The following is a 21,767-nucleotide window of genomic DNA, read 5'->3' on the forward strand; positions in this document are numbered from 1 at the left end:
ACATATTGCCTGGCACGCGGTAAAAATGTTCAGGGCAAGGCGCATGGCCGAAGACAGTACGGCTAGTACGGCGAGGCCATGCAACGCCGCCATGGACTTTTTTACCCCGTGCCTAGTTTTCGATGAGGGCGTTGGTGAAGACTTCCTGGACATCGTCCAGCAATTCCAGCGCATCGATCAGTTTTTGCATCTTGACGGCGTCGTCGCCCGCGTAGACGGTTTCCGTCGCCGGCTTCATGATGACTTCGGCCACTTCGGCCTTGAAGCCGGCCGCTTCCAGCGCTTCCTTGACGGCGGCGAAATCGTGCACGGGCGTGACCACTTCGAAGCCGCCTTCTTCATCGGCGATGACGTCGTCGGCACCCGCTTCCAGGGCCGCTTCCATCAGCTTGTCTTCGTCGGTGCCCGGCGCGAACAGCAGCTGGCCGCAATGCTGGAACATGAAGGCGACGGAGCCTTCGTTGCCCATGTTGCCGCCGTTCTTGTTGAAGGCGTTGCGCACCTCGGCCACCGTGCGGACCTTGTTGTCGGTCATGCATTCGACGATGACGGCCGCGCCGCCCACGCCGTAGCCTTCGTAGCGCACTTCTTCATAGTTGGCGCCATCGACGCCGCCGCTGCCGCGGTTGATCGCGCGCTGGACGTTGTCTTTCGGCATATTGGCGTCAGCCGCCTTGTCGACGGCCAGGCGCAGGCGCGGATTGGTGATGGCGTCGGCGCCGCCCATGCGGGCCGCGACCGTGATTTCCTTGATCAGGCGCGTCCAGATTTTGCCGCGCTTGGCATCGGTGGCAGCCTTTTTATGCTTGATATTGGCCCATTTGCTATGTCCTGCCATGTCGAATCTTCCTTAGACGGGTGTTCAATTGTGGCCGACATTTTAGCATATCGGCCCCCTGCGAAGCGGCATGGCTCCGTCATCAGGATGACACAATCTGTTGCTAAAGTGACGCGCTTTCACCATATCGAGGGCGCGACATCATGGCAAGTCAAATGGACAGGCGGCAATTTCTGAAATTGGGCGGCTTTATTACGGTTTCCGTGGCCACCGTCGGCCTTGCCGCCTGCGGCAGCACCGATCACAGCGATCCTGGCGTGCCGCTGGCCTCGGGCAGCGACTGGAAATTCCCGCAAAGCGTGGCCTCGGGCGACCCGCGTCCGGATAGCGCCATGCTGTGGACGCGCGTCGTGCCCGCCAGTTTCGACGCCGTCGCGCCCGCCGTGGCCGGCAAGTCGGACGTGGCCGTGCGCCTGATCGTCAGCGCCAGCGACAATACGTCCGCCCTGGGCGGCAATACGGCCCTGGCCGGCACGCCCATCGTCGACGCCAAGCTGCCCCTGAAAGCCGATTTCGACAATACGCTGCGCCACAAGGTGACGGGCCTGCAGCCGGGCCAGGTGTATTTTTACCAGTTCATCGCCGGCGACGTGCGCTCCAATGTGGGCCGCTTCAAGACGGCGCCCGCCGCGACCAGCGACGTGTCGCAGCTGCAGTTCGCCTACCTGACGTGCCAGGACTGGAGCATCAACCATTGGGGCGCGCTGTCGCACATCGCCGCCAACGAATCGCTCGATTTCATCGTCCACCTGGGCGATTACATCTATGAAACGGTGGGCGAGGCCTTCCAGAGCGGTGCCGTGGAAAGCCGCCACGACCAGCTCAAACTACCCGACGGCACGTATAAAAGCGGCACGTCCGGCGCGAAATACGCGACCACGGTGGCCGATTACCGCTACCTGTACAAGAAATACCGCACCGATACGCGCCTGCAAGCCGTGCACGAGCGCTTTGCCTTCATCGCCATCTGGGACGACCATGAATTCACGGACGACGCCTGGCAGGATGCCTCCACCTACGAAGGTATCGCGGCGCTTGATGGCAGCGATTTGCACCAGCCGGCCCGCCGCCGCAGCGCCAACCAGGCATGGTTCGAATACATGCCGGCCGACGTCACGTTCGATGCGGCCGCGACAACGTTCCAGAACATCCAGATCTACCGCGATTTCCAGTTCGGCAAACTGATGCAGCTGGTGATGACGGACGAGCGCCTGTACCGCGCTGACCACGCGATCGCCGAATCGACGATCAACCCGGCCACGGGCAAGCCGCTGGGCAGCATCGGCAGCCGCTACCTGGTGCCGCAGGCGCTGTTCGACAGCGTGGAAGGGCAGAAAATGGCGGCTGCCACCAAGGCCGGCGCCGACCCGCTGGCGGCTGTCGGCATGCTGGGCAGCACCCAGCGCGACTGGTGGAAGGGCAAGATGAAGGCGGCGACGTCCACCTGGAAACTGTGGGGCAATGAAGTGTCCCTGCTGCGCATGGGCTTGAATGGCACGGATGCGATTGCCACCTTGCTGGCGCTGGGCGCCATGTCGAACGTGGGCCAGGCCATCGCCAGCACCTTGCCGCTGGTGGGCGGCAGCGTGCCGCTGGCCTGCGCCATCGTGGCCGCCTCGACGGCCGGTGCATCGCAGTCCGTGGCGCAGGCGGCGGCCATGGCGATTGCCGGCGCGCCCGCCAACGCCGGCGCGCAGGGCGCCGCTGCCGTCGGAGCCGGCTTGAGCGCGGCCCAGGCCGGCATCACGGTAGCCGCCTACAACAGCGGCTCGCCTGCGGCCGCCGCGCAAGTGATCGCCTTCGGCTGGATCAAGCCCGACGTGCAGGCCAAGGGCGCGGCGTCCAGCTTTGTCGCCGCGTCGGGCCAGCAAGCGGCGCTGGCGCCGTTCTTCACGCGCTTTCTGCTCAATTGCGACCAGTGGGATGGCTACAACAGCGAGCGCAAGAATTTGATGGCGCATCTGAAAAACAACGCCATCGGCAATGTGGTCGCCATTACCGGCGATATCCACTCGTTTTTTGCCGGCACGGTCAGCGACGACTTCGACGCGGCCGGCGGCGGCACGCCTGTCATGGTGGACCTGGTCTCGGCGGGCGTCAGCTCGGATTCCTTCTTCAGCTATCTGAAGTCGGCCGCTGGCGCCTTGGGCGACATCGGCACTCTCGTCAGTTATCCGTTGGCCATTCCCGTCACGGGCCTGGGCACGGTCAACCTCGACGTCAACCTGCTCGACTACACCATGGGCAAGACGGCGCCCACCGTCGACAGCCTGCTGGAGCAGTTGCGCGTGCAGCTGCGCGGCGCCCTGGCCGCCAAGGGCGTGCCGGAAGCCCAGCTCGATGCGACGGTCGCTGCCGTGCAGGCTGGCTTGAAAGCGAACACTGACTTCAGCGTGACCCTGCTGGGCCTGGCGCAGCAATTATCGGGCCTGGGCAACAATCCGTGGATCAAGCACCTGAATACGGATGCGCAGGGCTACACGGTGGTCACCTTGACGCCAGGCAAGCTGGTGGCGCAGTTCAAGCAGGTGAATAAACTGATCGGCACCGCGGCACCGTCGAACGTGATTGCGCGCGTGACGACGGCCACAGTGACGGCAGGCGCGGCGGCGGTGGTGGTGGCGTAAAGGGTAGGTCGGATTAGCGCGGCCATGCCGCGCGTAATCCGACAACATGGTTGGCGGGGATGGGGGGCGGGTTACGTTGCGGTGGTGTCGGGTTACATTGCGGTGGTGTCGGGTTACGCCCTTTGGGCTAACCCGACCTACGCCCGACCTACGCCGACCTACGCCCCACTCACGCCGCCTTTGGCTTTTGCCATTACAATCTGGGCATGAGCTCCAGTTCCCCGCAAGCAACCCCTCCATCTATTCCCCGTTCCGTCTATCTCGGTGGCCTGGCCATCGCCGTGGGCGGGGCGGTGCTGTTTTCCACCAAGGCCATCGTCGCCAAGCTGCTGTACCGCTACCAGATCGACGCCGTCACCCTGATCGCCTTCAGGATGATCTTTTCGCTGCCCGTGTTCGCCGTCATCGCCTGGTGGAAGATGCGCACGGAGCCGCCGTTATCAAACAGCGACCGCTGGCGCCTCGTCGGGCTGGGCCTGGTCGGCTATTACCTGTCCAGCTATCTGGACTTCCTGGGCCTGCAATACATTTCCGTGGGGCTGGAGCGCCTGATCCTGTTTCTCACGCCCACCTTCGTGCTGCTGATTACCACCGTGTACTTCAAGCAGCGCATCAGCCGCTTGCAGTGGCTGGCCTTGCTGACTTCGTATTGCGGCATCGTGCTGGTGTTCGTGCACGACTTGCAGGGCGGCGCCAGCAATGTGGCGCTCGGTTCCACCCTCGTACTGGGCTCGGCCTGTTCGTATGCCGTGTATCTGCTGGGCTCGGGCGAGCTGGTGAAACGTATCGGCTCCATGCGCCTGGTCAGCTACGCGATGTGCGTGGCCAGCTTTGCCTGCATCACCCAGTTTTTCATTTTGCGCCCCGTCGAATTGCTGATCCAGCCCATGCCCGTGTATGGCTTGTCTTTGCTCAATGGCATCTTTTGCACGGTGATGCCCGTCTTCATGACGATGATCGCCGTCGAACGCATCGGCGCGCCCGTCGCTTCGCAGGCGGGCATGATTGGCCCCGTGTCGACCTTGTTCCTCGGTGCCATGATCCTCGACGAACCGATCACCAACTGGCAACTGGCTGGCACCAGCCTGGTATTGGCCGGTATTTACTTGCTGTCGAAAAAGAAATAATTCCTTCACTCACTGAAATGGTCCGCACCATGAAAACACGCATCGCCCTGATTGCCCACGACAAGAAAAAAGATGACATGATTACCCTGGCGGGCGAATACCTGGATTTCCTCAAGGGCTGCGAACTGTCGGCCACGGGCACGACGGGCGGCCGCCTGATCAACGAGCTGGGCCTGGCCGTCGAGCGCAAGCATTCCGGCCCGTTCGGCGGCGACTTGCAGATCGGCTCGCTGCTGGTGGAAGGCTTGATCGATTGCGTGATCTTCCTGCGCGACCCGATGACGCCGCAGCCGCACGAGCCGGACATCAACGCCCTGGTGCGCGCCTGTGACGTGCACAACGTGGCGTGCGCAACGAATTTGTCGTCGGCGCACCTGGTGCTGTCGCAGCTGCAGGCGCGGGCCAGCGCGGCCGCCTGACGTTTTTCCCGATTCTTCTTCAAGGAGCATATTGTGAGCGCAACGATTACCACCAAAGCCATCCGCGTACAGCGCGTGGGCGGCCCGGAAGTGATGGAATACGTGGACGTGGAACTGCCGCCGCCCGGGCCCGGCGAAGCGCGCGTGAAACACGAGGCCATCGGCCTCAATTTCATCGACGTATATTTCCGCACGGGCTTGTATCCGCAGCCGCTGCCGAATGGCTTGGGCGTCGAGGGCGCGGGCATCGTCGAGGCGGTGGGCGAGGGCGTCACGGAAGTGAAGGTCGGCGACCGGGTGGCCTATGCGGCGCGCATCAATGGCGCCTATGCGCAGCAGCGCAACCTGCCGGCGGCCCTGCTGCTGGTGCTGCCCGAGCGCATCGGTTTCGATACGGCCGCCGCCATGATGCTGCAAGGCTTGACGGTGCAATACCTGTTCCACCGCACGGTGGCGCTGAAGGCGGGCGATACCGTCCTGTTCCACGCGGCCGCGGGCGGCGTGGGCCTGATCGCCTGCCAATGGGCGAAGGTGCTGGGCGTGAACCTGATCGGCACGGCCGGTTCCGATGAAAAGGCGGCGCTGGCCAAGGCGCACGGTGCGGCCCACGTCATCAACTACAACACGGAAAACTTCGTCGAGCGCGTGCGCGAGATCACGGGCGGCAAGGGCGTCTCCGTGGTCTACGATTCCATCGGCAAGGATACGTTTACGGGTTCGCTCGACTGCCTGGCGCCGCTGGGCATGATGGTCAGCTTCGGCAACGCCTCCGGTCCCGTGCCGGCATTTACGCTGAGCGAACTGGCGTCGCGCGGCTCGCTCTTCATCACGCGCCCGGCCCTGTTCAGCTATGCCTCGAACCGCGCGAACCTGGAAGAGATGGCCACTTCGCTGTTCGGCGTCGTCAGCAGCGGCGAAGTGCAGATCGAGATCAACCAGCGCTACAGCCTGGCCAATATCGCCCAGGCGCACACGGACCTGGAAGGGCGCAAGACGACCGGTTCGACCATCATCGTGCCATGAGCGGCGGCAGTGACGGCACGCCGAAATTCGGCCGCCTGCTGATCGTGCTGTTATTGGCCGTGGCGCTGATCGGCGCGCTCACCTTTGCCGCCGAGGCGTATTACTCATAGGCATAAAACAGGCATGAAAAAACCGGCTGGCGCATCGCTGCACCAGCCGGTTTTTTTGTCTTGCCACGAAATTATTCTATTTTCACTTCGACCTTGCGTGGCACGCCACTCTGGCCGGGAAAGTCGGCAAAGGCGCTCGCTACCATGGCTGGCATCACTTGCGAGGTGGCGCGCTTGTTGCTGGTCGATTGCACGGTCACGTCGTAGAGTTTCTTGCCGTTGCGGTCATTGATCGTGATGCGCAATTCGCGTTCGTATTTGTGGCGCACGCTTTCCTCGATATCCATCGGGCCATACCAGTACGGGTTGTAGCCGAAGCGGCCATAGCCTGGCCATGCGCCGTAGCGGTAGCCGTAGCGGCCAGGCCAGTAGCCAGGACCATACCAGAATGGGTCGGTGGCTTGCAGCACGCGCTCAGGATAGTCGACGGTGGAAAAATGCATTGCCACGCGCAAATTGGCTGCCGCAGGGCCGGAAGCCTCGCCGAAGCCGTGCTTGGCCAGTTCCGCGCGCACCAGGTTCTGGTAGCTGCGGTATTCCAGCGTGTCATTTTCGGCATCTGGCGTTTCAAACGCATACGATTTGTCCTGCAATTGCGCAGGCCACTCATGGAAGACGGTCACATCGCTGCGTATGGTGGTGGCGCATCCGGTCAGCAACACGGTCAATGCGGCCATCATGATGGTGAGATATCGTTTCATTGCATGACCTCCTGATTAGTAGACGCAATTCATCGCTTAGTATTATAAGAATAGTTCTATTTGTTTCTATTCATTATTACAGAATGTTACCTGGTATGTCGGCGTGTAAGGGAATCCAACATTCCTGAGCTGAATCGCGACCATCGGGGGCTGGTGTTGGTAAAATAGGCTTTTGCCTCCGCTCCCACCCAAATCCCTATGCGCACAGACAGCCCTCAGACGATTTACCGCAAAGATTACACGCCGCCCAGCTTCCTGGTCGACAGCGTCGAACTTGGTTTCGATCTTGATCCCGCCCGCACAGTGGTGGCGAGCCGGATCCGCATGCGCCACAACCCGGCCAGCACCAGCCGCAGCATCGAATTGCACGGCGAACACATCGAACTGGTGATGGTGCGCCTGAACGGCAAGCAGCTGAAACCGTCGCAATACAAGCTGACGGCCGGCATGCTGACCATCCCCAAGGCCCCGGACGATGTTACGCTCGATATCGAGACCGTGCTGGCGCCGCAGGACAATACCTCGCTGTCCGGCCTGTACGTGTCGAACCATAATTTCTTCACGCAGTGCGAAGCGGAAGGCTTCCGCCGCATCACCTTCTTCCCGGACCGCCCGGACGTGATGGCCAAGTACACGGTCATGCTGCGCGCCGACAAGGAACACTATCCGGTGCTGTTGTCGAACGGCAACCTGATCGAAGAGGGCGACCTGGGCGACGGCCGCCATTACGCCAAGTGGGAAGACCCGTTCAAGAAGCCGTCCTACCTGTTCGCCCTGGTCGCCGCGCGCCTGGTATGCCAGGAAGAGCGCTACACGCTCCAGTCCGGCCGCGAAGTGCTGCTGCAGGTGTGGGTGGAAGAGGGCAACCTCGATAAGACCGATTACGCCATGCAGTCGCTGAAAAACTCGATCCGCTGGGACGAGGAACGCTTCGGCCTGGAGCTGGACCTCGATCGCTTCATGATCGTCGCCGTGGGCGACTTCAACATGGGCGCCATGGAAAACAAGGGCCTGAACATCTTCAATACCAAGTACGTGCTGGCCAATCCGCGCGTGGCGACCGACGTCGATTACGCGGGCATCGAAGCGGTGGTGGGCCACGAGTACTTCCATAACTGGACCGGCAACCGCGTGACGTGCCGCGACTGGTTCCAGCTGTCGCTGAAGGAAGGCTTGACCGTGTTCCGCGACCAGGAATTCTCGGCCGATATGATCGGCACGGACACGGGCCGCGCCGTCACGCGCATCGACCAGGTGCGCACCCTGCGCCAGGCGCAGTTCCCCGAAGACGCGGGCCCGATGGCCCATCCCGTGCGTCCCGACTCTTTCGTCGAGATCAATAACTTTTATACGGTCACCATCTACGAGAAGGGCGCCGAAGTGGTGCGCATGTACCAGACCCTGGTCGGCCGCGACGGTTTCCGCAAGGGCATGGACCTGTATTTCGAGCGCCACGATGGCCAGGCCGTGCAGTGCGACGACTTCCGCGCCGCCATGGCGGACGCGAATGGCCGCGACTTTACCCAGTTCGAACGCTGGTACAGCCAGGCCGGCACGCCCGTCGTCACCGCTTCCACGCGCTACGACGCCGCCAGCCGGACGTTCGAGCTGACCCTGGCGCAAAGCTGCCCCGCCACGCCGGGCCAGCCGAAAAAACTGCCTTTCCACATTCCCGTCACCGTCGGCTTGCTGGCTGCCGATGGCAGCGACCTGCCGCTGCACGTGGATGGCGTGGCGTCGAACGGCGCGGCCAGCGTCGTGCTGGAATTGACGCAGGCGTCGCAGACCTTCCGCTTCACGCATGTGACGGAAGAACCCGTGCCATCGCTGCTGCGCGATTTTTCCGCGCCCGTGGTGCTCGAATACGGCTATACCGATGCGGAGCTGCTGCACCTGTTCCGCCACGACAGCGATCCCGTGAACCGCTGGGAAGCGGGCCAGCGCCTGGCCATGGAGCGCCTGCTGAAACTGACCGCCGCCGTCGCCGCCGGCGAGACCCTGGCGCTGGACGACACCTTCATCGCAGCGCAGCGCGCCTTGCTGGCCGACGACACCCTCGATCCTGCCTTCCGCGAGCTGGCCCTGATCCTGCCGTCGGAAACCATCATCGCCGAGCGCATGGCGCAAGTCGACCCGCAGGCGATCCATGCGGCGCGCCAGTTCATGCGCCGCACCATCGCGGCAGCCCTGAAACCTGAATTGCTGGCGCAATACCACGCCAACCAGACGCCGGGCGACTACAGCCCGGACGCCCTGTCGGCCGGCAAGCGCGCGCTGAAAAACCTGGCCCTGTCGTATCTGCTGATCGCGCCCGAAGCGGCTGAGCTGGACCTGGCGCGGCTGCAGTTCGACAATGCCGGGAACATGACGGACCGCGCCGCGGCGCTGGCGGCGCTGATTCATTCCGGCTCGCAGCCGCATGCGCAGGCGGCCTTGACCAGCTTCTATACCGACTTCGAGAACGAGGCGCTGGTGGTCGACAAGTGGTTCGCCATGCAGGCGGCCGCGCCGACGACCGACGTGCAAGCCGTGCGCCAGTTGATGACGCATCCGGCCTTCACCTTGAAGAATCCGAACCGCGCGCGCAGCCTGATTTTCAATTTCACCAACGGCAATCCATCGCAATTCCATGCGTCCGACGGCAGCGGCTACGCCTTCTGGGCTGAGCAAGTCATCGCACTGGACGCCCTGAATCCGCAGGTGGCCGCGCGCCTGGCGCGCTCCATGGACCGCTGGCGCCGTTACGTGCCGGCGCTGCAAAGCCACATGCGCACGGCGCTGGAGCAAGTCGCCGGCCAGGCCAGTTTGTCGAACGACGTGATGGAAGTCGTTTCCAAGGCATTGGCAAATTGACGGCTGTCGGATGACGCCCTGCGGGCTGATCCGACCTACACGGCGTCATGATTTCGTAGGTCGGCTTAGCGCCAACGGCGCGTAAGCCGACAATCACCGCACGAGACGTATTTAAAACACTAACGAAGGGGTTTCATGAAACGCATCAGTCTTACGCAATACCTGGTTGAAGAGCAGCGCTCGAACAACAGCATTCCGGCCGAACTGCGCCTGCTGATCGAAGTCGTCGCGCGCGCCTGCAAAACCATCAGCCACGCCGTCGGCAAGGGCGCCCTCGGTGAAGTGCTGGGCACGGCCGACACGGAAAACGTGCAGGGCGAAGTACAGAAAAAACTCGACATCATCTCCAACGAGATTTTGCTCGAAGCGAACGAATGGGGCGGCCACCTGGCGGCCATGGCGTCGGAAGAAATGGAATCGATCCACCCGATCCCGAACCGTTATCCGAAGGGCGAATACATGCTGCTGTTCGACCCATTGGACGGCTCGTCGAACATCGACGTCAACGTCTCGATCGGCACCATTTTCTCGGTACTGAAGGCGCCGGACGGCATGGGGCAGCCGACGGAGCAGGATTTCATGCAGGCGGGCAGCAAGCAAGTGGCGGCCGGTTACGCCGTGTACGGCCCGCAAACCATGCTGGTGCTGACCTTCGGCAATGGCGTGAATTGCTTCACCCTGGACCGCGAGATGGGTTCGTGGGTGCTCACGCAAAGCAATATGCAGATTCCGCCGACGACGAAGGAATTCGCCATCAACATGTCGAACGCGCGCCACTGGCATCCGCCCGTGAAGCGCTATGTCGACGAACTGCTGGCCGGCGACACGGGCCCGCGCGGCACCAATTTCAACATGCGCTGGATCGCCTCGATGGTGGCCGACGTGCACCGCATCCTGAACCGCGGCGGCATCTTCATGTACCCGGCCGACCTGCGCGACACCTCGATGCCGGGCAAGCTGCGCCTGATGTACGAAGCAAACCCGATGGCCTTCATCGTCGAGCAAGCCGGCGGCGCGGCCACCGACGGCCAGCAGCGCATCATGGACATCGCCCCGCACAAGCTGCACCAGCGCGTGCCCGTTTTCCTCGGCTCGAAGGACGAAGTGGCCCGCGTCACCGCGTATCACGCCGAGTAAAAAGCCGCACTTTTCCACGATTTTCAGCGGCCCGCAGCCGGGCTGCTAAAAAAATGCAAAAAAGTTCGCGTTGACACTAGCAAATTTTGTGCATTGTTTGTAGAATGTGGGTCTTCGCCGTTGTAGCTCAGTTGGTAGAGCAGCACATTCGTAATGTGAAGGTCGCCAGTTCGATTCCGGCCAACGGCACCAGGTTTCATCAGAAAGCCCGCTGACTTGCAAAAGTCAGCGGGTTTTTTGTTTTTGTCACTGTTATCTTTCCTGCTTCAGATCCACTGATCGTTCTCCACAGTGCGCTCGCCCGCGTCGCCGTCGCCCGTGTTGACCACGCCGCGCGGCTCGATCAGCAGCAGCCTGGTTTCGGCGAGGGCGCACGGTTTATGTTCGACACCCTTGGGCACCACGGCCATCTGGCCGGCAGTGAGCACGATGGCGTGTCCTTCCGCGTAGCCAGGGCCGCGCAGGGCGATGCGCAATTCGCCGTCCAGCACGATGAAGGTTTCATCCGTATCGGCGTGCCGGTGCCATTGGAATTGGCCCAGTACCTTGACGACCTTGAATTGGTAGTCATTCATTTCGGCGATGACGCGCGGCTGCCAGTGCCCCTCCAACAGGGAGACCTTGCCTGCCAGGTCGATGGACCGGCCCTGGCCGCGCGTGGTGGTGGTGATAGTCATGCTGTGCTCCGTTCAAGTGGCGATACAGCCAGAATACGCAGGCGCCTGCCGGCCGTATTGAACGATCGTGGGTGTTTTCAGTCCTGGCCGATGCCGCTGGCGTAGCGCAGCCAGCGGCCAGGCGTCAGTCCATGGGTTTTCAGGAAATGTCGCGTCATGTGGCTCTGGTCGGCAAAGCCCGCGGCCATGGCGGCCGAGGCGAGCGTGCTGCCTGCCAGCAGCAGGCGCCGCACCCTCTCCAGGCGCCGCATCGTCAGATAGCGGTAGGGGCTGGTGCCATAGAACACGCGAAAGTCGTGCGACAGGCTCCAGCGGTCGCGTCCCGTTGCCGCTTCAAGCTGCGCCAGCGTGACGGCGTGGGTGCAGTGCGCCTGCAAATAGTCGCGCGCGCGCCGCGCCGCCAGGAAGTCGCCTTTTGGACGTTGCGCCGGCGTGCCGGCCGCCGCCGCCAGCGCATGCGCCAGCTCGGCCAGCGCCTCGCTCTGTTCCAGCGCTTCGAGCGGGTGGCAGTCGTGCGGCAGCAAGGCGGACGTGGCGGCCGCCAGGCGGGAATCGGTCGACACGCCGCCTTCAATGAAGGGCAGCGCGCGTCCGCCCAGCACATCCTGGAGCAGCGCCGGTTCGATATACAGCATGCGGTAGCGGAAGCCGGCGTCGGTGCCCGCCTGGCCATCGTGCGCCTCGTCCGGGTGCAGGATCATGGTATTGCCGGGCAGGCTGTCGCGCTGGCCGCGGCGGTAGCTGAAACGCTGCACGCCCGCCAGCGTGCGGCCGATGGCGTAAGTGTCGTGGCGGTGCATGGCATAGGCCTTGCCCTTGAACGATGCCTCGATGCGTTCGACCCCTTGTACCGGTTCGGCGCACTTGACCCAGTCGCTGCGCGCTGGCGTTGGTGCTCGCTTCATGGTGTTTGTCCGTGGATGCCCGCCCTGGTTGCCGATTGCTGACTGTACCCGCCGCACGCGGGGCTGTCCACGAAAACCGCCGAATCAGAAATGATGCCTGATCCCCGGCGCCACGCCCGTCAGCAAGGGCAGTCGCTGCACCCGCGCCTCAAAACGCAAAGCAGCTGCACCCCAGCGCGCCCCAGAAGCCGGAATGGCTGGAGACGGGCACGGAACTCTTGCGCGCCACGTCGTGGGCGTGGGCGTGCACGCCGCAGGCGCCCTGGCACTGGTGCTGTTGCATGGCGCTGGTCTTTTGCGGCGGCGCGGCGCGGTAGTGGCCGGCCACGTTTTTCACGGGCGACCAGTCGGGCAGCACGGGGATGGCTGGCGGCGCCAGATGGGAAAATTCCGCCTGGCCGTAGACGATCTTGCCGCCGACGATGGTGAGCACCGATTCGATCGACTTGATCGCCTCTTCATCGATGCTGAAAAAATCCGCGCTCAGCACGGCCAGGTCGGCCAGCATGCCTTCCTGGATGCGGCCCTTCTTGCCTTGCTCGCTCGAGAACCAGGCGCTGCCCGCCGTCCACAGTTCCAGCGCCGTGTCGCGCGACAAACGGCTGCCCGCGTCGTACAGGCGCAAGCCGCCCACGGTGCGGCCCGATACCAGCCAGTACAGCGCCGTCCACGGGTTGTAGCTGGCGACCCGGGTGGCGTCCGTGCCGCCGCCCACGGGCACGCCCGAGGCCAGCATGCGGGCGATCGGCGGCGTGGCCTTGGCCGCTTCCGCGCCGTAGCGGTCGACGAAGTATTCGCCCTGGAAGGCCATGCGGTGCTGGATGGCGATGCCGCCGCCCAGCGCCTTGACCCGGTCGATGTTTTTCGGCGTGATGGTTTCGCAGTGGTCGAACATCCAGTGCAGGCCGTCGAACGGGATATCGCGGTTGACCTTTTCAAAGACCGTCAGCATGCGGTCGATCGATTCGTCGTAGGTGGCGTGCAGACGGAAGGGCCAGCGTTTGCAGACCAGGTGACGCACCACCTTTTCCAGTTCGTCGTCCATGCCGGGCGCCAGGTCCGGGCGCGGCTCGAGAAAATCCTCGAAGTCGGCGGCCGAAAACACCAGCATTTCGCCGGCGCCGTTATGGCGGTAGTAATCGTCGCCCTGGCCCGGCGTGACCATCTCCGTCCATTTTTCAAAATCCTCCAGTTCGCGGCCCTTGTTTTGCGTGAACAGGTTGTAGGCGATGCGGATGGTCAGCTGCTCTTTTTGCGCCAGTTCCTCGACCACCGCGTAGTCTTCCGGATAGTTCTGGAAGCCGCCGCCCGCATCGATGGCGCTGGTCAGCCCCAAGCGATTGAGTTCGCGCATGAACTGGCGCGTGGAATTGACTTGCAGTTCGCGCGGCAGGGTCGGGCCCTTGGCCAAGGTCGCATACAGTATCATCGCGTTCGGCCGCGCGATCAGCATGCCCGTAGGGTTGCCGGCCGCATCGCGCACGATCTCGCCGCCGGGCGGGTTCGGCGTATTTTTGTCGTAGCCGACCACGCGCAGGGCGGCGCGGTTCAAGAGGGCGCGGTCGTACAGGTGCAGGATGAAGACGGGGGTATCGGGCGCGGCCGCGTTGATTTCGTCGAGGGTCGGCATGCGCTTTTCCGCGAACTGGAATTCGTTCCAGCCGCCGACCACGCGTACCCATTGCGGGTTTGGCGTGCGCAAGGCTTGTTCCTTGAGCATGCGCAGGGCGTCGGCCAGCGAGGGCACGCCTTCCCAGCGCAGTTCCAGGTTGTAGTTCAAGCCGCCGCGGATCAGGTGCAGGTGCGAGTCGTTCAGGCCGGGAATGACGGTGCGGCCACCGAGGTCGATCACGCGGCTGTCCGGCTTGCGGTGGCGCATGACGTCGTCGGCATCGCCGACGGCGAGGAATTTGCCGTCGGCGATGGCCACGGCGCTCGCCTGCGGGCACGACTTGTCGACGGTGTGGAGGCAGCCGTTGATCAGTATCAGCGGCGCGGCGGAGGAAAGGGTCGGTTCGGTCATGATGCGGCTCCATGGTGGCAATGCGGGGGGAGGCCGGGGCGCGGCCAGGATCTGCGGTCAGTGTAGCCCAGGGCCCGGGAGCGGACACGGGCCAAAAGATCAGGTATGGCAGGTATGGCGGCGTGCCGACTGGTCTAAGGGCGGGTGCGGCGGCGCGCGACATGGATTACCATGCCGGCAGTAGCGGCTGGGCATGCGTCCGGATGCATTTTTTATCGCGGTTTACCGCATCGCAGGGAGTCCTCATGGATCAAGCACCACACAGCCGTTTATACGGCACCAGCCTGGGCTTTTTGGCCGGGTATGTCGATACGCTGGGCTTTATCGCCCTGTTCGGCCTGTTTACCGCCCATGTCACGGGCAACTTCGTGCTGATCGGCGCCGCGCTGGCCGAACCGACGCGCATCCCCATCCTGCTGAAAATCCTCGCCTTTCCCGCCTTTATTGCCGGCATCGTCGTCACGCGCCTGATGGTGCTGGCCATCGAGCGCCGCGGCGGTCCGGCGCTGACCCTGGCCTTCCTGCTGCAATGGATCTTGCTGGCCGGTTTCATGGTGTTCGGCGTGCTGGCCGAGCCGCTCGGCAAGGAAGTGGGCACGCTGGCGATGCTGGCCGGCTTGCTGGGCACGGCCGCCATGGGTGTGCACAGCGCCACCAGCCGTCTGCTGCTGGCGCATCTGGCGCCCACCTCCATGATGACGGGGAACGTGACGCAGATCGTGCTCGACACCGTCGACGTGCTGCGCGGCGCGGCCGATGGCGGCACGCGTGCGCGCTGCGGGAAGTTTTTCTGGCCGCTGCTGGCCTTTGCGCTGGGCGCCATCGCTGCCGGCTTTGGCTACCTGGTCTTCGGTTTCGCGGCGCTGGCCGTGCCGCTGGCGCTGCTGGGCGGCCTGATCGTGGTGGAGCAGCGTAGCGGTCGGACCGCCGTGCCCGTGTCCTGACAGCCGCCATGCGCGCCTTCCTGCTGTGGCTGATGTTCATGCTGGCCAGTCCTTGCGGGCTGGCCATCGATGCCGCACGCGGCATCCATCAGCTGCAGCACACGCGCTGGACGGCCAGTGACGGCGCGCCCGACGATATCATTGTCATGGCACAGGGCAATGACGGTTTCCTGTGGCTGGGCACGCATGCGGGCGTGCGCCGTTTCGACGGCTTGCGCTTCGAGCCCGTGCGCGTGCGCCAGGGCAGCTTTCCCGACACGGTGGCGCTGGCGCTCAAGCGCGCCGCCGACGGCGGCATGTGGATAGGCTGGCAAGTGGGCGGCATCAGCCACGTCAAGGATGGCGTGGTGCGCAATTATGCCGAGCCGCAGGGCGTGCAGGCGGGCGCCATCTGGGGCTTTGCCATCGGCGGCGACGGTGCCGTGTGGGCGGCCGGCGTGTCCGGCATCTCGCGCTTCGATGGCCGGCGCTGGCAGGCGATGGGACCGGCGCAGGGCTACACGGCGCAAAAGGCGTCCGCCGTGTTTGCCGACCGCGATGGCCGCATCGCCGTGTTCAGTGAAAAAGGCCTGTTCATATGGCAGGCGACGCAGTCGCGCTTCGCGCCGCCCATCGGCCGGCTCGACCTGCGCGCGCCGCCGCAGCAGGGGCCGGACGGCCGCATTTACTTGCTGGAGATGCGCGGCATCCGCATCATCGAGTCGCTGGAACGCTACGAGCAGCTCGATCATCGGTGGATTTACCGCGATACCAGCGGCACCAGCGGCAGCATGCTGGTCGACCGCGCGGGTACCTTGTGGTTCGACAGCCAGTACGGCTTGCACCGCACGCGCAGCGGCGGCGCGCTGGCGCCGGGGCAGCTGGGCATCAGCAGCGACACGGAATCGTTCCTGCCGCGCGATGGCTTGAGCAATGTCCTCGTCGGCTCCATGTGCGATGACAATGAAGGCAATGTCTGGGTTTCCACGTACGGCGGCCTGGACCGTTTCCGCCAGGCCGCGCCCGTGGTCCTGCGCACGCGTGCCGCGCCCGATGTGGCCGAAGTGTTCCGTACCCAGGAAATGCTGGCCGGGCCGGCAGGCGCGATGTGGCTGTCGCGCGATGATGTCCTGGGGCCGCTGCTGCTGGCGCGGGCCGACGGCACGGTGCTGCGCGCGCCGCGCCTGGGGCCCGTCAGCGCCATCCTGGCAGCGCCGGGCGGCCTGTGGGTGGCGACCCGCGCCGGCCTGCAGCAGCTGGCTGGCGAGGATGGCCGCGTGCTGCGCACGATCGCCTATCCCTCGGGCGCGGCCGCGCTCAAGCGCATGCGCGCCGGCGTGCTCGCGCCCGATGGCAGCATCTGGGGCGTGTTCAGCGGCGCCGGCATTTTCCAGTACCGCGACGGGGCCTGGCGGCGCGAACCGCTGCTGCCCGATGGCGGCGCGAAAGTGCCGCTGGCGCTGCTGGCCGACGCGGCCGGGCGCCTGTGGCTGTCGTATGCCGATGGCAGCGTCGCCATGCTGGAAAAGGGGCGGCTGCACGCCTTCGGTCCCGCGCAGGGCCTGGACCTGGGCAAGATTCCCATGCTGATCGAATACCACGGGCAGGTGTGGGCGGGCGGGCAGCGTGGCGTGGCGCTGTGGCGCGGCGGCCGCTTCGTCGCCCTGCGCAGCGAGCCGGCCAGTGCCACCGAGGGCGTGGTGGGCCTGCTGCGCGCGCGCGACGGCAGCCTGTGGCTCAATCATGGCAGCGGCGCCGCGCAGATTCCCGCCGCGCAAGTGGAACTGGCGCTGCGCGACGCCGCCCATGCCATGCGCGCCACCTCGTACGACGCCGTCGATGGCTTGAACGGCAGCATCGGCATGCTGCACAACCGCTCGGTGGCCGAAGCGGACGATGGCAAGATCTGGTTTTCGCGCCAGAGCGCGACGTTCTGGATCGATCCGCGCCAGGCGCTTGCGGCCTTGCCGGCGCCGCGCGTGGAAATCGGCGCGCTGCTGGCAGACGGCCGGCGCGTCGATCCGCCCGCAAGCGCGGGCCTGCAGCTGGCGGCCGGCACGCGCGACGTGCAATTTCATTACAACGCCGCCAGTCTGGGCACGCCGGAGCGTTTGCAGTTCCGCTACCGGCTCGACGGCTACGATACGCAGTGGCAGCAGGCGGGCGGGCGGCGCCTGGCGCAGTACACGGGCCTGGGTCCGGGCAGCTACCGCTTCGAAGTAATCGCGGCGAATGGCGACGGCGTGGACAGCGCTGTGGCGCAACTGCCGTTCCGCGTGCTGCCCGCCTTTTACCAGACCTGGTGGTTCCGCAGCCTGTGCGCGGCGCTGCTGCTGGCCGCAGCGTACGGCGCCTACCGCTGGCGGCTGCGCCAGCACGCCACGCGCCTGCAGGTGCGGATGGAGGCGCAACAGGCCGAGCGCGAACGCATCGCGCGCGAGCTGCACGATACCCTGCTGCAGGGCACGCAGGCGATGATCCTGCACTTTCACAATGCCAGCATGGCCATCGCCGAGGATGATCCCGCGCGCGCCGCCATGCTGCGCGCGCTCGACGATGCCGACCGCATGCTGGGCGAGGGGCGCGACCATGTGCACGACCTGCGCGCCGGCGACGATGGCGGCGCGCGCTGGAGCGCCATCCTGCGGCGCGAAGGCGAACGGCTGGCGGCGCAGCACGGCATCGTGTTCCGCTATGCGGAGGAGGGCGAGGCGCGCATGCTGCATGCGCGCGCCGCGCACGAAATCTACCGCATCGCCAGCGAAGCGCTGCGCAATGCCTTCCAGCACGCGCGTGCGCAGGTGGTCGAGGTGGCGGTGCGCTATGCGCGCGGCGGCATCGAACTGGTCGTGCGCGACGATGGCCAGGGCTTGCCGCCGGTGGTCGCGGCGAACGGACAGATTCCCGGACACTGGGGCATGCCCGGCATGCGCGAGCGCGCCGCCAGGCTCGGTGCGCGCCTGTCCGTGGACGGGCGCGACGGGGGCGGCACGCAGTGGCGCCTGCGGGTACCGGCGCGGCGCGCCTGGCCGGCGGCGCACGGGCCCTTGCGCCGCTGGTGGCAGCGCTGGCGCCGTTCAGGCGTCGAGGATGCCGCGCCGTAGCGCGATGGTGACGGCATGGGTGCGGTCCCTGGCGCCCAGCTTGGCCAGGATGGTGCTCATGTGCGCTTTGACGGTTTCTTCCTTGATCTGCAGCAGGGCGCCCGTTTCGCGGTTGGAATTGCCTTGCGCGACCTGCTTGAGCACGTCCAGTTCGCGGTTCGATAGCACGTCGCTGCAGGCATACAGGGCCAGCTCCGCCTCGATCTCGGGCGTGATGTGGCGCCGCCCCGCATGCACGTTCTGTATCGCCGCCAGCAATTCGTGGCGCAGCGCGCTTTTCAGCACATAGCCGCACGCGCCCGCGCGGATGGCGCGCAGCACCTGCGTATCGCCCTTGTAGGTGGTCAGCACGATGATGCGCGCCTGCGGATGGCGCGCGCGGATGGCGCCGATGGCGTCAAGACCGCTCATGCGCGGCATCTGCAAATCCATCAGCGTGACATCGGGCTGCAGCGCCTCAAATTGCTGCACCGCCTGCTGGCCATCGGTGGCCTGACCCACCAGCGCCACGCCGGGAAAGGCGCGCAGCAGGGCCGCGATGCCGTCGAGCAGCAACTGGTGGTCGTCGGCGATGAGCACGCGTATCGGTGCCGTATCGCTGCGCATGACGTTGCCTGGCAAAGAGGAGTGATCGATCAAGAGTCGTCGGAAGATGGTAAGCAAAAGGTATTTTACCGCAGCGCCCGCCAGCCTGCAGAGGGGGATTGCTCGGGGGGGAGCCTATATTTAGATAGTGGTGCGGGCACGCCGCCAGGCATACGATGCACGGCAGTACCCACTCAACCCTTTCTTCATGGATGACATCATGACCAATCCGAAACTGGAAGTCCTTACCCCCGACAATTGCCAGATCATCTTCATCGACCAGCAGCCGCAAATGGCGTTCGGCGTGCAGTCGATGGATCGCCAGGCGCTGAAAAACAATACCGTGGGCCTGGCCAAGGCCGCCAAGGTGTTCAACATCCCCACCATCATCACCACGGTGGAAACGGAAAGCTTCTCCGGCCACACCTATCCGGAACTGCTGGACGTTTTCCCCGGCAAGGATATCCTCGAGCGCAGCTCGATGAATTCGTGGGATGACCAGAAGGTGCGCGATGCGCTGGCCGCCAACGGCAAGAAAAAAGTCGTCGTCTCGGGCCTGTGGACGGAAGTGTGCAACAACAGCTTCGCCCTGTGCGCGATGCTCGAAGGCGATTACGAGATCTACATGGTGGCCGATGCATCGGGCGGCACCTCGAAGGAAGCGCACGACTACGCCATGCAGCGCATGATCCAGGCCGGCGTGGTGCCCGTGACGTGGCAGCAGGTGCTGCTGGAATGGCAGCGCGACTGGGCCCACAAGGCGACCTATGACGCCGTCATGGCCATCGTGCGCGAACATTCGGGCGCCTACGGCATGGGCGTCGACTACGCCTACACGATGGTGCACAAGGCGCCGCAGCGCATCCATGGCGAACACGCCACCCTGGCGCCGGTGCCGGCCAAGTAAACGCCGCGCGGCCATGCCATGCGCCGCGCGCCTGACCGTGCGCGGCGTTTTTTTTATTGAAAGGAATGCGCCATGAAGTTATATGTGATTTCGCTGGCCGTGGGCTTGCTGGTTGGCATCATCTATGCCGTCCTGCAGGTACGCTCGCCCGCGCCGCCAGCCATTGCCCTGATCGGCCTGCTGGGCATGCTGATCGGCGAACAGATCGTCCCCAGCGTCAAGCGCCTGATGGCGGGCGAAGCCGTGACGGTATCGTGGCTGCGCAGCGAATGCGTGCCGAAGATCAGCGGCGTGGAAGCGAAGCCAGCGCTGGCCAAGGCCGCGGCAAAGTTGGATGATGATGCAGCGTAAATGCCGGGGTCAGACCCGGCGGGTCTGACCCCGGTTCCCGGCAGCTAGAACGCGCCCAGCAAGCCGCGCCGGGCGGCCACCGTGGCCGCCTCGGTGCGGCTTGATACGTTGAGCTTGGTCAAAATATTATTTACGTGAAATTTGACGGTGCCCACCTCGATGCCGGCGCTGCGCGCGATCATCTTGTTGCTCTTGCCCGCAGACAGGTGCAGCAGGATGTCGTGCTCGCGTTTCGACAGGCGGTTCGCCTCGATGCGGCCGGCCTGCTGCGCCGCCAGTTCCGGCGGCAGGTAGTGCCTGCCGGCGGCCACCTGGCCGATGCACTGGGTCAGTTGCAGGAAGCCGGCATCCTTCAGCAGGTAGCCGCGCGCGCCGGCGCGCAGGGCCCGGTGCACGCTGTCCTCGCCCTGGTAGGTGGTGAGGATGACGATCTTCGCTTGCGCATCGTCCGCGCAGATGCGCTCGATCGCCTCGACGCCATGCATTTCCGGCATGTTCAAATCCATCAGCACCACGTCGGGCCGCAGCTCCCGGTACAGCGCCACGGCGGCGTGGCCCGTGCCGGCCTGGCCCAATAAGCGCAAGCCGGGCAGTGACGCGATCAGCGAGGCCAGGCCGGCCAGGATCAGCGGGTGGTCGTCGGCGATCAGCAGCGAAATAGGGGCAGCGTTGTCGCGGGGCGTGTGCATGCTTGTGCTCATGGTGCTGGCAGGGTGAAGTGGAAGACTGTGCCATGGGGCGCGCCGGGCGCATGCCACAGGCGGCCGCCATGCGCGTCGAGGATGCGGCGGCAGATGGCCAGGCCCATGCCCATGCCGTCCGGCTTGCTGGAATACAGGTCGTGGTACAGGCGGCCGGCTGCCTGCGGCGCGATGCCGGCGCCATTGTCGGCGATGCTGAAATGCTGCACGCCCTCATCGAGGCGCGAGGACAGCAGCACCGTGCGCGGCCGGCCACGGGTGCCCTGCAGGGCTTCGATGGCGTTCATCAGCAGGTTCAGGAGGACTTGCCGGAATTGCACCGGGTCGGCATGCAGCAGCGGGCGGCCCGGCGCCAGCCGCGTTTGCAGGTCGATGGCGTGGCGTTGCAGCGGCGCGCGCAGCAGCGGCAGCAGCTCCTGTACGGCGTCGTCGGCGACAAACTGCACATGGCTGCCCGGCGCATGGCAGGCCAGGCCATGCACGCTGCGCAGCACGGCGCTGGCATGGCTGCCGGCGCTGGCGACCAGGGCCAGCGCCGCGCGCGCCTCGTCGAGGCGGGGCGGATCGTGGTCGAGCCAGCGCAAGGCGGCATCGGCATTGAGCGCGATGGCCGCCAGCGGCTGGCGCACCTCGTGCGCGACCGATGCGGCAAATTCGCCCATGCCGCCCATGCCGCCCATGCCGCCCATGCGCTGGGCCTGCGCCAGGCCGGGGTCTTGCTGTTGAGGGAAATAATGCATGCTGGCCATCGCCGTG

18 protein-coding genes and 1 tRNA gene are annotated in these 21,767 nt (G+C 65.0%); 11 read left to right on the top strand and 8 right to left on the bottom strand.

What is annotated here, in order from left to right; all coding sequences use genetic code 11:
• Positions 1-112: 112 nt before the first annotated feature.
• Positions 113-838 carry a YebC/PmpR family DNA-binding transcriptional regulator gene (locus OX462_RS05235; RefSeq protein WP_070224399.1) on the bottom strand — a complete coding sequence of 242 codons (726 nt, stop codon included), beginning with the start codon at positions 836-838 and terminating at the stop codon, positions 113-115.
• Positions 839-981: 143 nt separating this feature from the next.
• On the opposite strand from OX462_RS05235, the gene OX462_RS05240 reads away from it, so the two are divergent.
• From OX462_RS05240 to OX462_RS05255, 4 genes are all read left to right on the top strand, one after another.
• Entirely contained in the window at positions 982-3,465 is a 2,484-nt protein-coding gene (locus tag OX462_RS05240; RefSeq protein ID WP_409027929.1) for an alkaline phosphatase D family protein, read from the top strand.
• Positions 3,466-3,671: 206 nt separating this feature from the next.
• Positions 3,672-4,592 carry a DMT family transporter gene (locus OX462_RS05245; protein WP_409027930.1) on the top strand — a complete coding sequence of 307 codons (921 nt, stop codon included), beginning with the start codon at positions 3,672-3,674 and terminating at the stop codon, positions 4,590-4,592.
• Positions 4,593-4,621: 29 nt separating this feature from the next.
• Positions 4,622-5,011, top strand: coding sequence for a methylglyoxal synthase (locus OX462_RS05250; RefSeq protein WP_034786684.1), 390 nt, complete (start codon positions 4,622-4,624; stop codon positions 5,009-5,011).
• A gap of 93 nt (positions 5,012-5,104) precedes the next feature.
• Positions 5,105-6,034, top strand: coding sequence for a quinone oxidoreductase family protein (locus OX462_RS05255; protein WP_070224409.1), 930 nt, complete (start codon positions 5,105-5,107; stop codon positions 6,032-6,034).
• 181 nt (positions 6,035-6,215) lie between these two features.
• Here the strand turns inward: OX462_RS05255 and OX462_RS05260 are convergent, their stop codons facing one another.
• Complete coding sequence (locus OX462_RS05260) at positions 6,216-6,845, bottom strand: DUF4136 domain-containing protein (RefSeq protein WP_070310311.1); 630 nt, start codon at positions 6,843-6,845, stop codon at positions 6,216-6,218.
• A gap of 198 nt (positions 6,846-7,043) precedes the next feature.
• Here OX462_RS05260 and pepN point away from each other — a divergent pair, with 198 nt between their 5' ends.
• The 3 genes from pepN (at position 7,044) to OX462_RS05275 (ending at position 11,027) form a co-directional block, all read left to right on the top strand.
• The gene (gene pepN / locus OX462_RS05265) at positions 7,044-9,698 is read left to right on the top strand and encodes an aminopeptidase N (RefSeq protein ID WP_409027931.1); all 2,655 of its coding nucleotides are present in this window, start codon (positions 7,044-7,046) and stop codon (positions 9,696-9,698) included.
• 135 nt (positions 9,699-9,833) lie between these two features.
• Positions 9,834-10,835 (top strand): class 1 fructose-bisphosphatase, encoded by a 1,002-nt coding sequence (locus tag OX462_RS05270; protein ID WP_034747152.1) that lies wholly within the window; start codon positions 9,834-9,836, stop codon positions 10,833-10,835.
• A 116-nt stretch (positions 10,836-10,951) separates the two neighbouring features.
• A tRNA-Thr gene (locus OX462_RS05275) sits at positions 10,952-11,027 on the top strand.
• A 74-nt stretch (positions 11,028-11,101) separates the two neighbouring features.
• Here the strand turns inward: OX462_RS05275 and OX462_RS05280 are convergent.
• The 3 genes from OX462_RS05280 to OX462_RS05290 form a co-directional block, all read right to left on the bottom strand.
• Positions 11,102-11,512 carry a cupin domain-containing protein gene (locus OX462_RS05280; protein WP_070310315.1) on the bottom strand — a complete coding sequence of 137 codons (411 nt, stop codon included), beginning with the start codon at positions 11,510-11,512 and terminating at the stop codon, positions 11,102-11,104.
• Between the two features lie 77 nt (positions 11,513-11,589).
• Positions 11,590-12,417: an AraC family ligand binding domain-containing protein gene (locus OX462_RS05285; protein WP_409027932.1), complete on the bottom strand. Its 828-nt coding sequence runs from the start codon at positions 12,415-12,417 to the stop codon at positions 11,590-11,592.
• A 148-nt stretch (positions 12,418-12,565) separates the two neighbouring features.
• The gene (locus OX462_RS05290; RefSeq protein ID WP_409027933.1) at positions 12,566-14,440 is read right to left on the bottom strand and encodes an amidohydrolase; all 1,875 of its coding nucleotides are present in this window, start codon (positions 14,438-14,440) and stop codon (positions 12,566-12,568) included.
• A 245-nt stretch (positions 14,441-14,685) separates the two neighbouring features.
• On the opposite strand from OX462_RS05290, the gene OX462_RS05295 reads away from it, so the two are divergent.
• Both OX462_RS05295 and OX462_RS05300 read left to right on the top strand, forming a co-directional pair.
• Positions 14,686-15,384, top strand: coding sequence for a YoaK family protein (locus OX462_RS05295; protein ID WP_409027934.1), 699 nt, complete (start codon positions 14,686-14,688; stop codon positions 15,382-15,384).
• A gap of 8 nt (positions 15,385-15,392) precedes the next feature.
• Positions 15,393-18,467 carry a sensor histidine kinase gene (locus OX462_RS05300; RefSeq protein ID WP_409027935.1) on the top strand — a complete coding sequence of 1,025 codons (3,075 nt, stop codon included), beginning with the start codon at positions 15,393-15,395 and terminating at the stop codon, positions 18,465-18,467.
• On the opposite strand, the gene OX462_RS05305 is transcribed toward OX462_RS05300, so the two are convergent.
• Complete coding sequence (locus tag OX462_RS05305; protein WP_409027936.1) at positions 18,441-19,073, bottom strand: response regulator; 633 nt, start codon at positions 19,071-19,073, stop codon at positions 18,441-18,443. The two genes, OX462_RS05300 and OX462_RS05305, sit on opposite strands and share 27 nt — an antisense overlap.
• A gap of 199 nt (positions 19,074-19,272) precedes the next feature.
• Here OX462_RS05305 and OX462_RS05310 point away from each other — a divergent pair, with 199 nt between their 5' ends.
• Together OX462_RS05310 and OX462_RS05315 are read left to right on the top strand one after the other, a co-directional pair.
• Positions 19,273-19,959: a hydrolase gene (locus OX462_RS05310; protein WP_035828118.1), complete on the top strand. Its 687-nt coding sequence runs from the start codon at positions 19,273-19,275 to the stop codon at positions 19,957-19,959.
• A gap of 72 nt (positions 19,960-20,031) precedes the next feature.
• Positions 20,032-20,310 carry a XapX domain-containing protein gene (locus tag OX462_RS05315; RefSeq protein WP_121670343.1) on the top strand — a complete coding sequence of 93 codons (279 nt, stop codon included), beginning with the start codon at positions 20,032-20,034 and terminating at the stop codon, positions 20,308-20,310.
• A 44-nt stretch (positions 20,311-20,354) separates the two neighbouring features.
• Here the strand turns inward: OX462_RS05315 and OX462_RS05320 are convergent, their stop codons facing one another.
• Together OX462_RS05320 and OX462_RS05325 are read right to left on the bottom strand one after the other, a co-directional pair.
• Positions 20,355-20,999, bottom strand: coding sequence for a response regulator (locus OX462_RS05320; protein WP_409027937.1), 645 nt, complete (start codon positions 20,997-20,999; stop codon positions 20,355-20,357).
• A gap of 8 nt (positions 21,000-21,007) precedes the next feature.
• Positions 21,008-21,760, bottom strand: coding sequence for a sensor histidine kinase (locus OX462_RS05325; RefSeq protein WP_409027938.1), 753 nt, complete (start codon positions 21,758-21,760; stop codon positions 21,008-21,010).
• Positions 21,761-21,767 lie beyond the last annotated feature (7 nt).

Origin of the sequence: Janthinobacterium aestuarii, from assembly GCF_046113285.1 — a bacterium.
Classification (GTDB): Bacteria; Pseudomonadota; Gammaproteobacteria; order Burkholderiales; family Burkholderiaceae_D; genus Janthinobacterium.

Bases quoted from the DNA above. Each gene is read 5' to 3' on its own strand.
- OX462_RS05315 (WP_121670343.1), top strand. From the start codon at position 20,032: ATGAAGTTATATGTGATTTCGCTGGCCGTGGGCTTGCTGGTTGGCATC.
- OX462_RS05270 (WP_034747152.1), top strand. From the start codon at position 9,834: ATGAAACGCATCAGTCTTACGCAATACCTGGTTGAAGAGCAGCGCTCG.
- OX462_RS05255 (WP_070224409.1), top strand. From the start codon at position 5,105: ATGGAATACGTGGACGTGGAACTGCCGCCGCCCGGGCCCGGCGAAGCG.
- OX462_RS05305 (WP_409027936.1), bottom strand. From the start codon at position 19,073: ATGCGCAGCGATACGGCACCGATACGCGTGCTCATCGCCGACGACCAC.
- OX462_RS05295 (WP_409027934.1), top strand. From the start codon at position 14,686: ATGGATCAAGCACCACACAGCCGTTTATACGGCACCAGCCTGGGCTTT.
- OX462_RS05235 (WP_070224399.1), bottom strand. From the start codon at position 838: ATGGCAGGACATAGCAAATGGGCCAATATCAAGCATAAAAAGGCTGCC.
- OX462_RS05245 (WP_409027930.1), top strand. From the start codon at position 3,672: ATGAGCTCCAGTTCCCCGCAAGCAACCCCTCCATCTATTCCCCGTTCC.
- OX462_RS05240 (WP_409027929.1), top strand. From the start codon at position 982: ATGGCAAGTCAAATGGACAGGCGGCAATTTCTGAAATTGGGCGGCTTT.
- OX462_RS05260 (WP_070310311.1), bottom strand. From the start codon at position 6,845: ATGAAACGATATCTCACCATCATGATGGCCGCATTGACCGTGTTGCTG.
- OX462_RS05280 (WP_070310315.1), bottom strand. From the start codon at position 11,512: ATGACTATCACCACCACCACGCGCGGCCAGGGCCGGTCCATCGACCTG.
- OX462_RS05290 (WP_409027933.1), bottom strand. From the start codon at position 14,440: ATGACCGAACCGACCCTTTCCTCCGCCGCGCCGCTGATACTGATCAAC.
- OX462_RS05300 (WP_409027935.1), top strand. From the start codon at position 15,393: ATGCGCGCCTTCCTGCTGTGGCTGATGTTCATGCTGGCCAGTCCTTGC.
- OX462_RS05250 (WP_034786684.1), top strand. From the start codon at position 4,622: ATGAAAACACGCATCGCCCTGATTGCCCACGACAAGAAAAAAGATGAC.
- pepN (WP_409027931.1), top strand. From the start codon at position 7,044: ATGCGCACAGACAGCCCTCAGACGATTTACCGCAAAGATTACACGCCG.
- OX462_RS05285 (WP_409027932.1), bottom strand. From the start codon at position 12,417: ATGAAGCGAGCACCAACGCCAGCGCGCAGCGACTGGGTCAAGTGCGCC.
- OX462_RS05310 (WP_035828118.1), top strand. From the start codon at position 19,273: ATGACCAATCCGAAACTGGAAGTCCTTACCCCCGACAATTGCCAGATC.
- OX462_RS05325 (WP_409027938.1), bottom strand. From the start codon at position 21,760: ATGGCCAGCATGCATTATTTCCCTCAACAGCAAGACCCCGGCCTGGCG.
- OX462_RS05320 (WP_409027937.1), bottom strand. From the start codon at position 20,999: ATGCACACGCCCCGCGACAACGCTGCCCCTATTTCGCTGCTGATCGCC.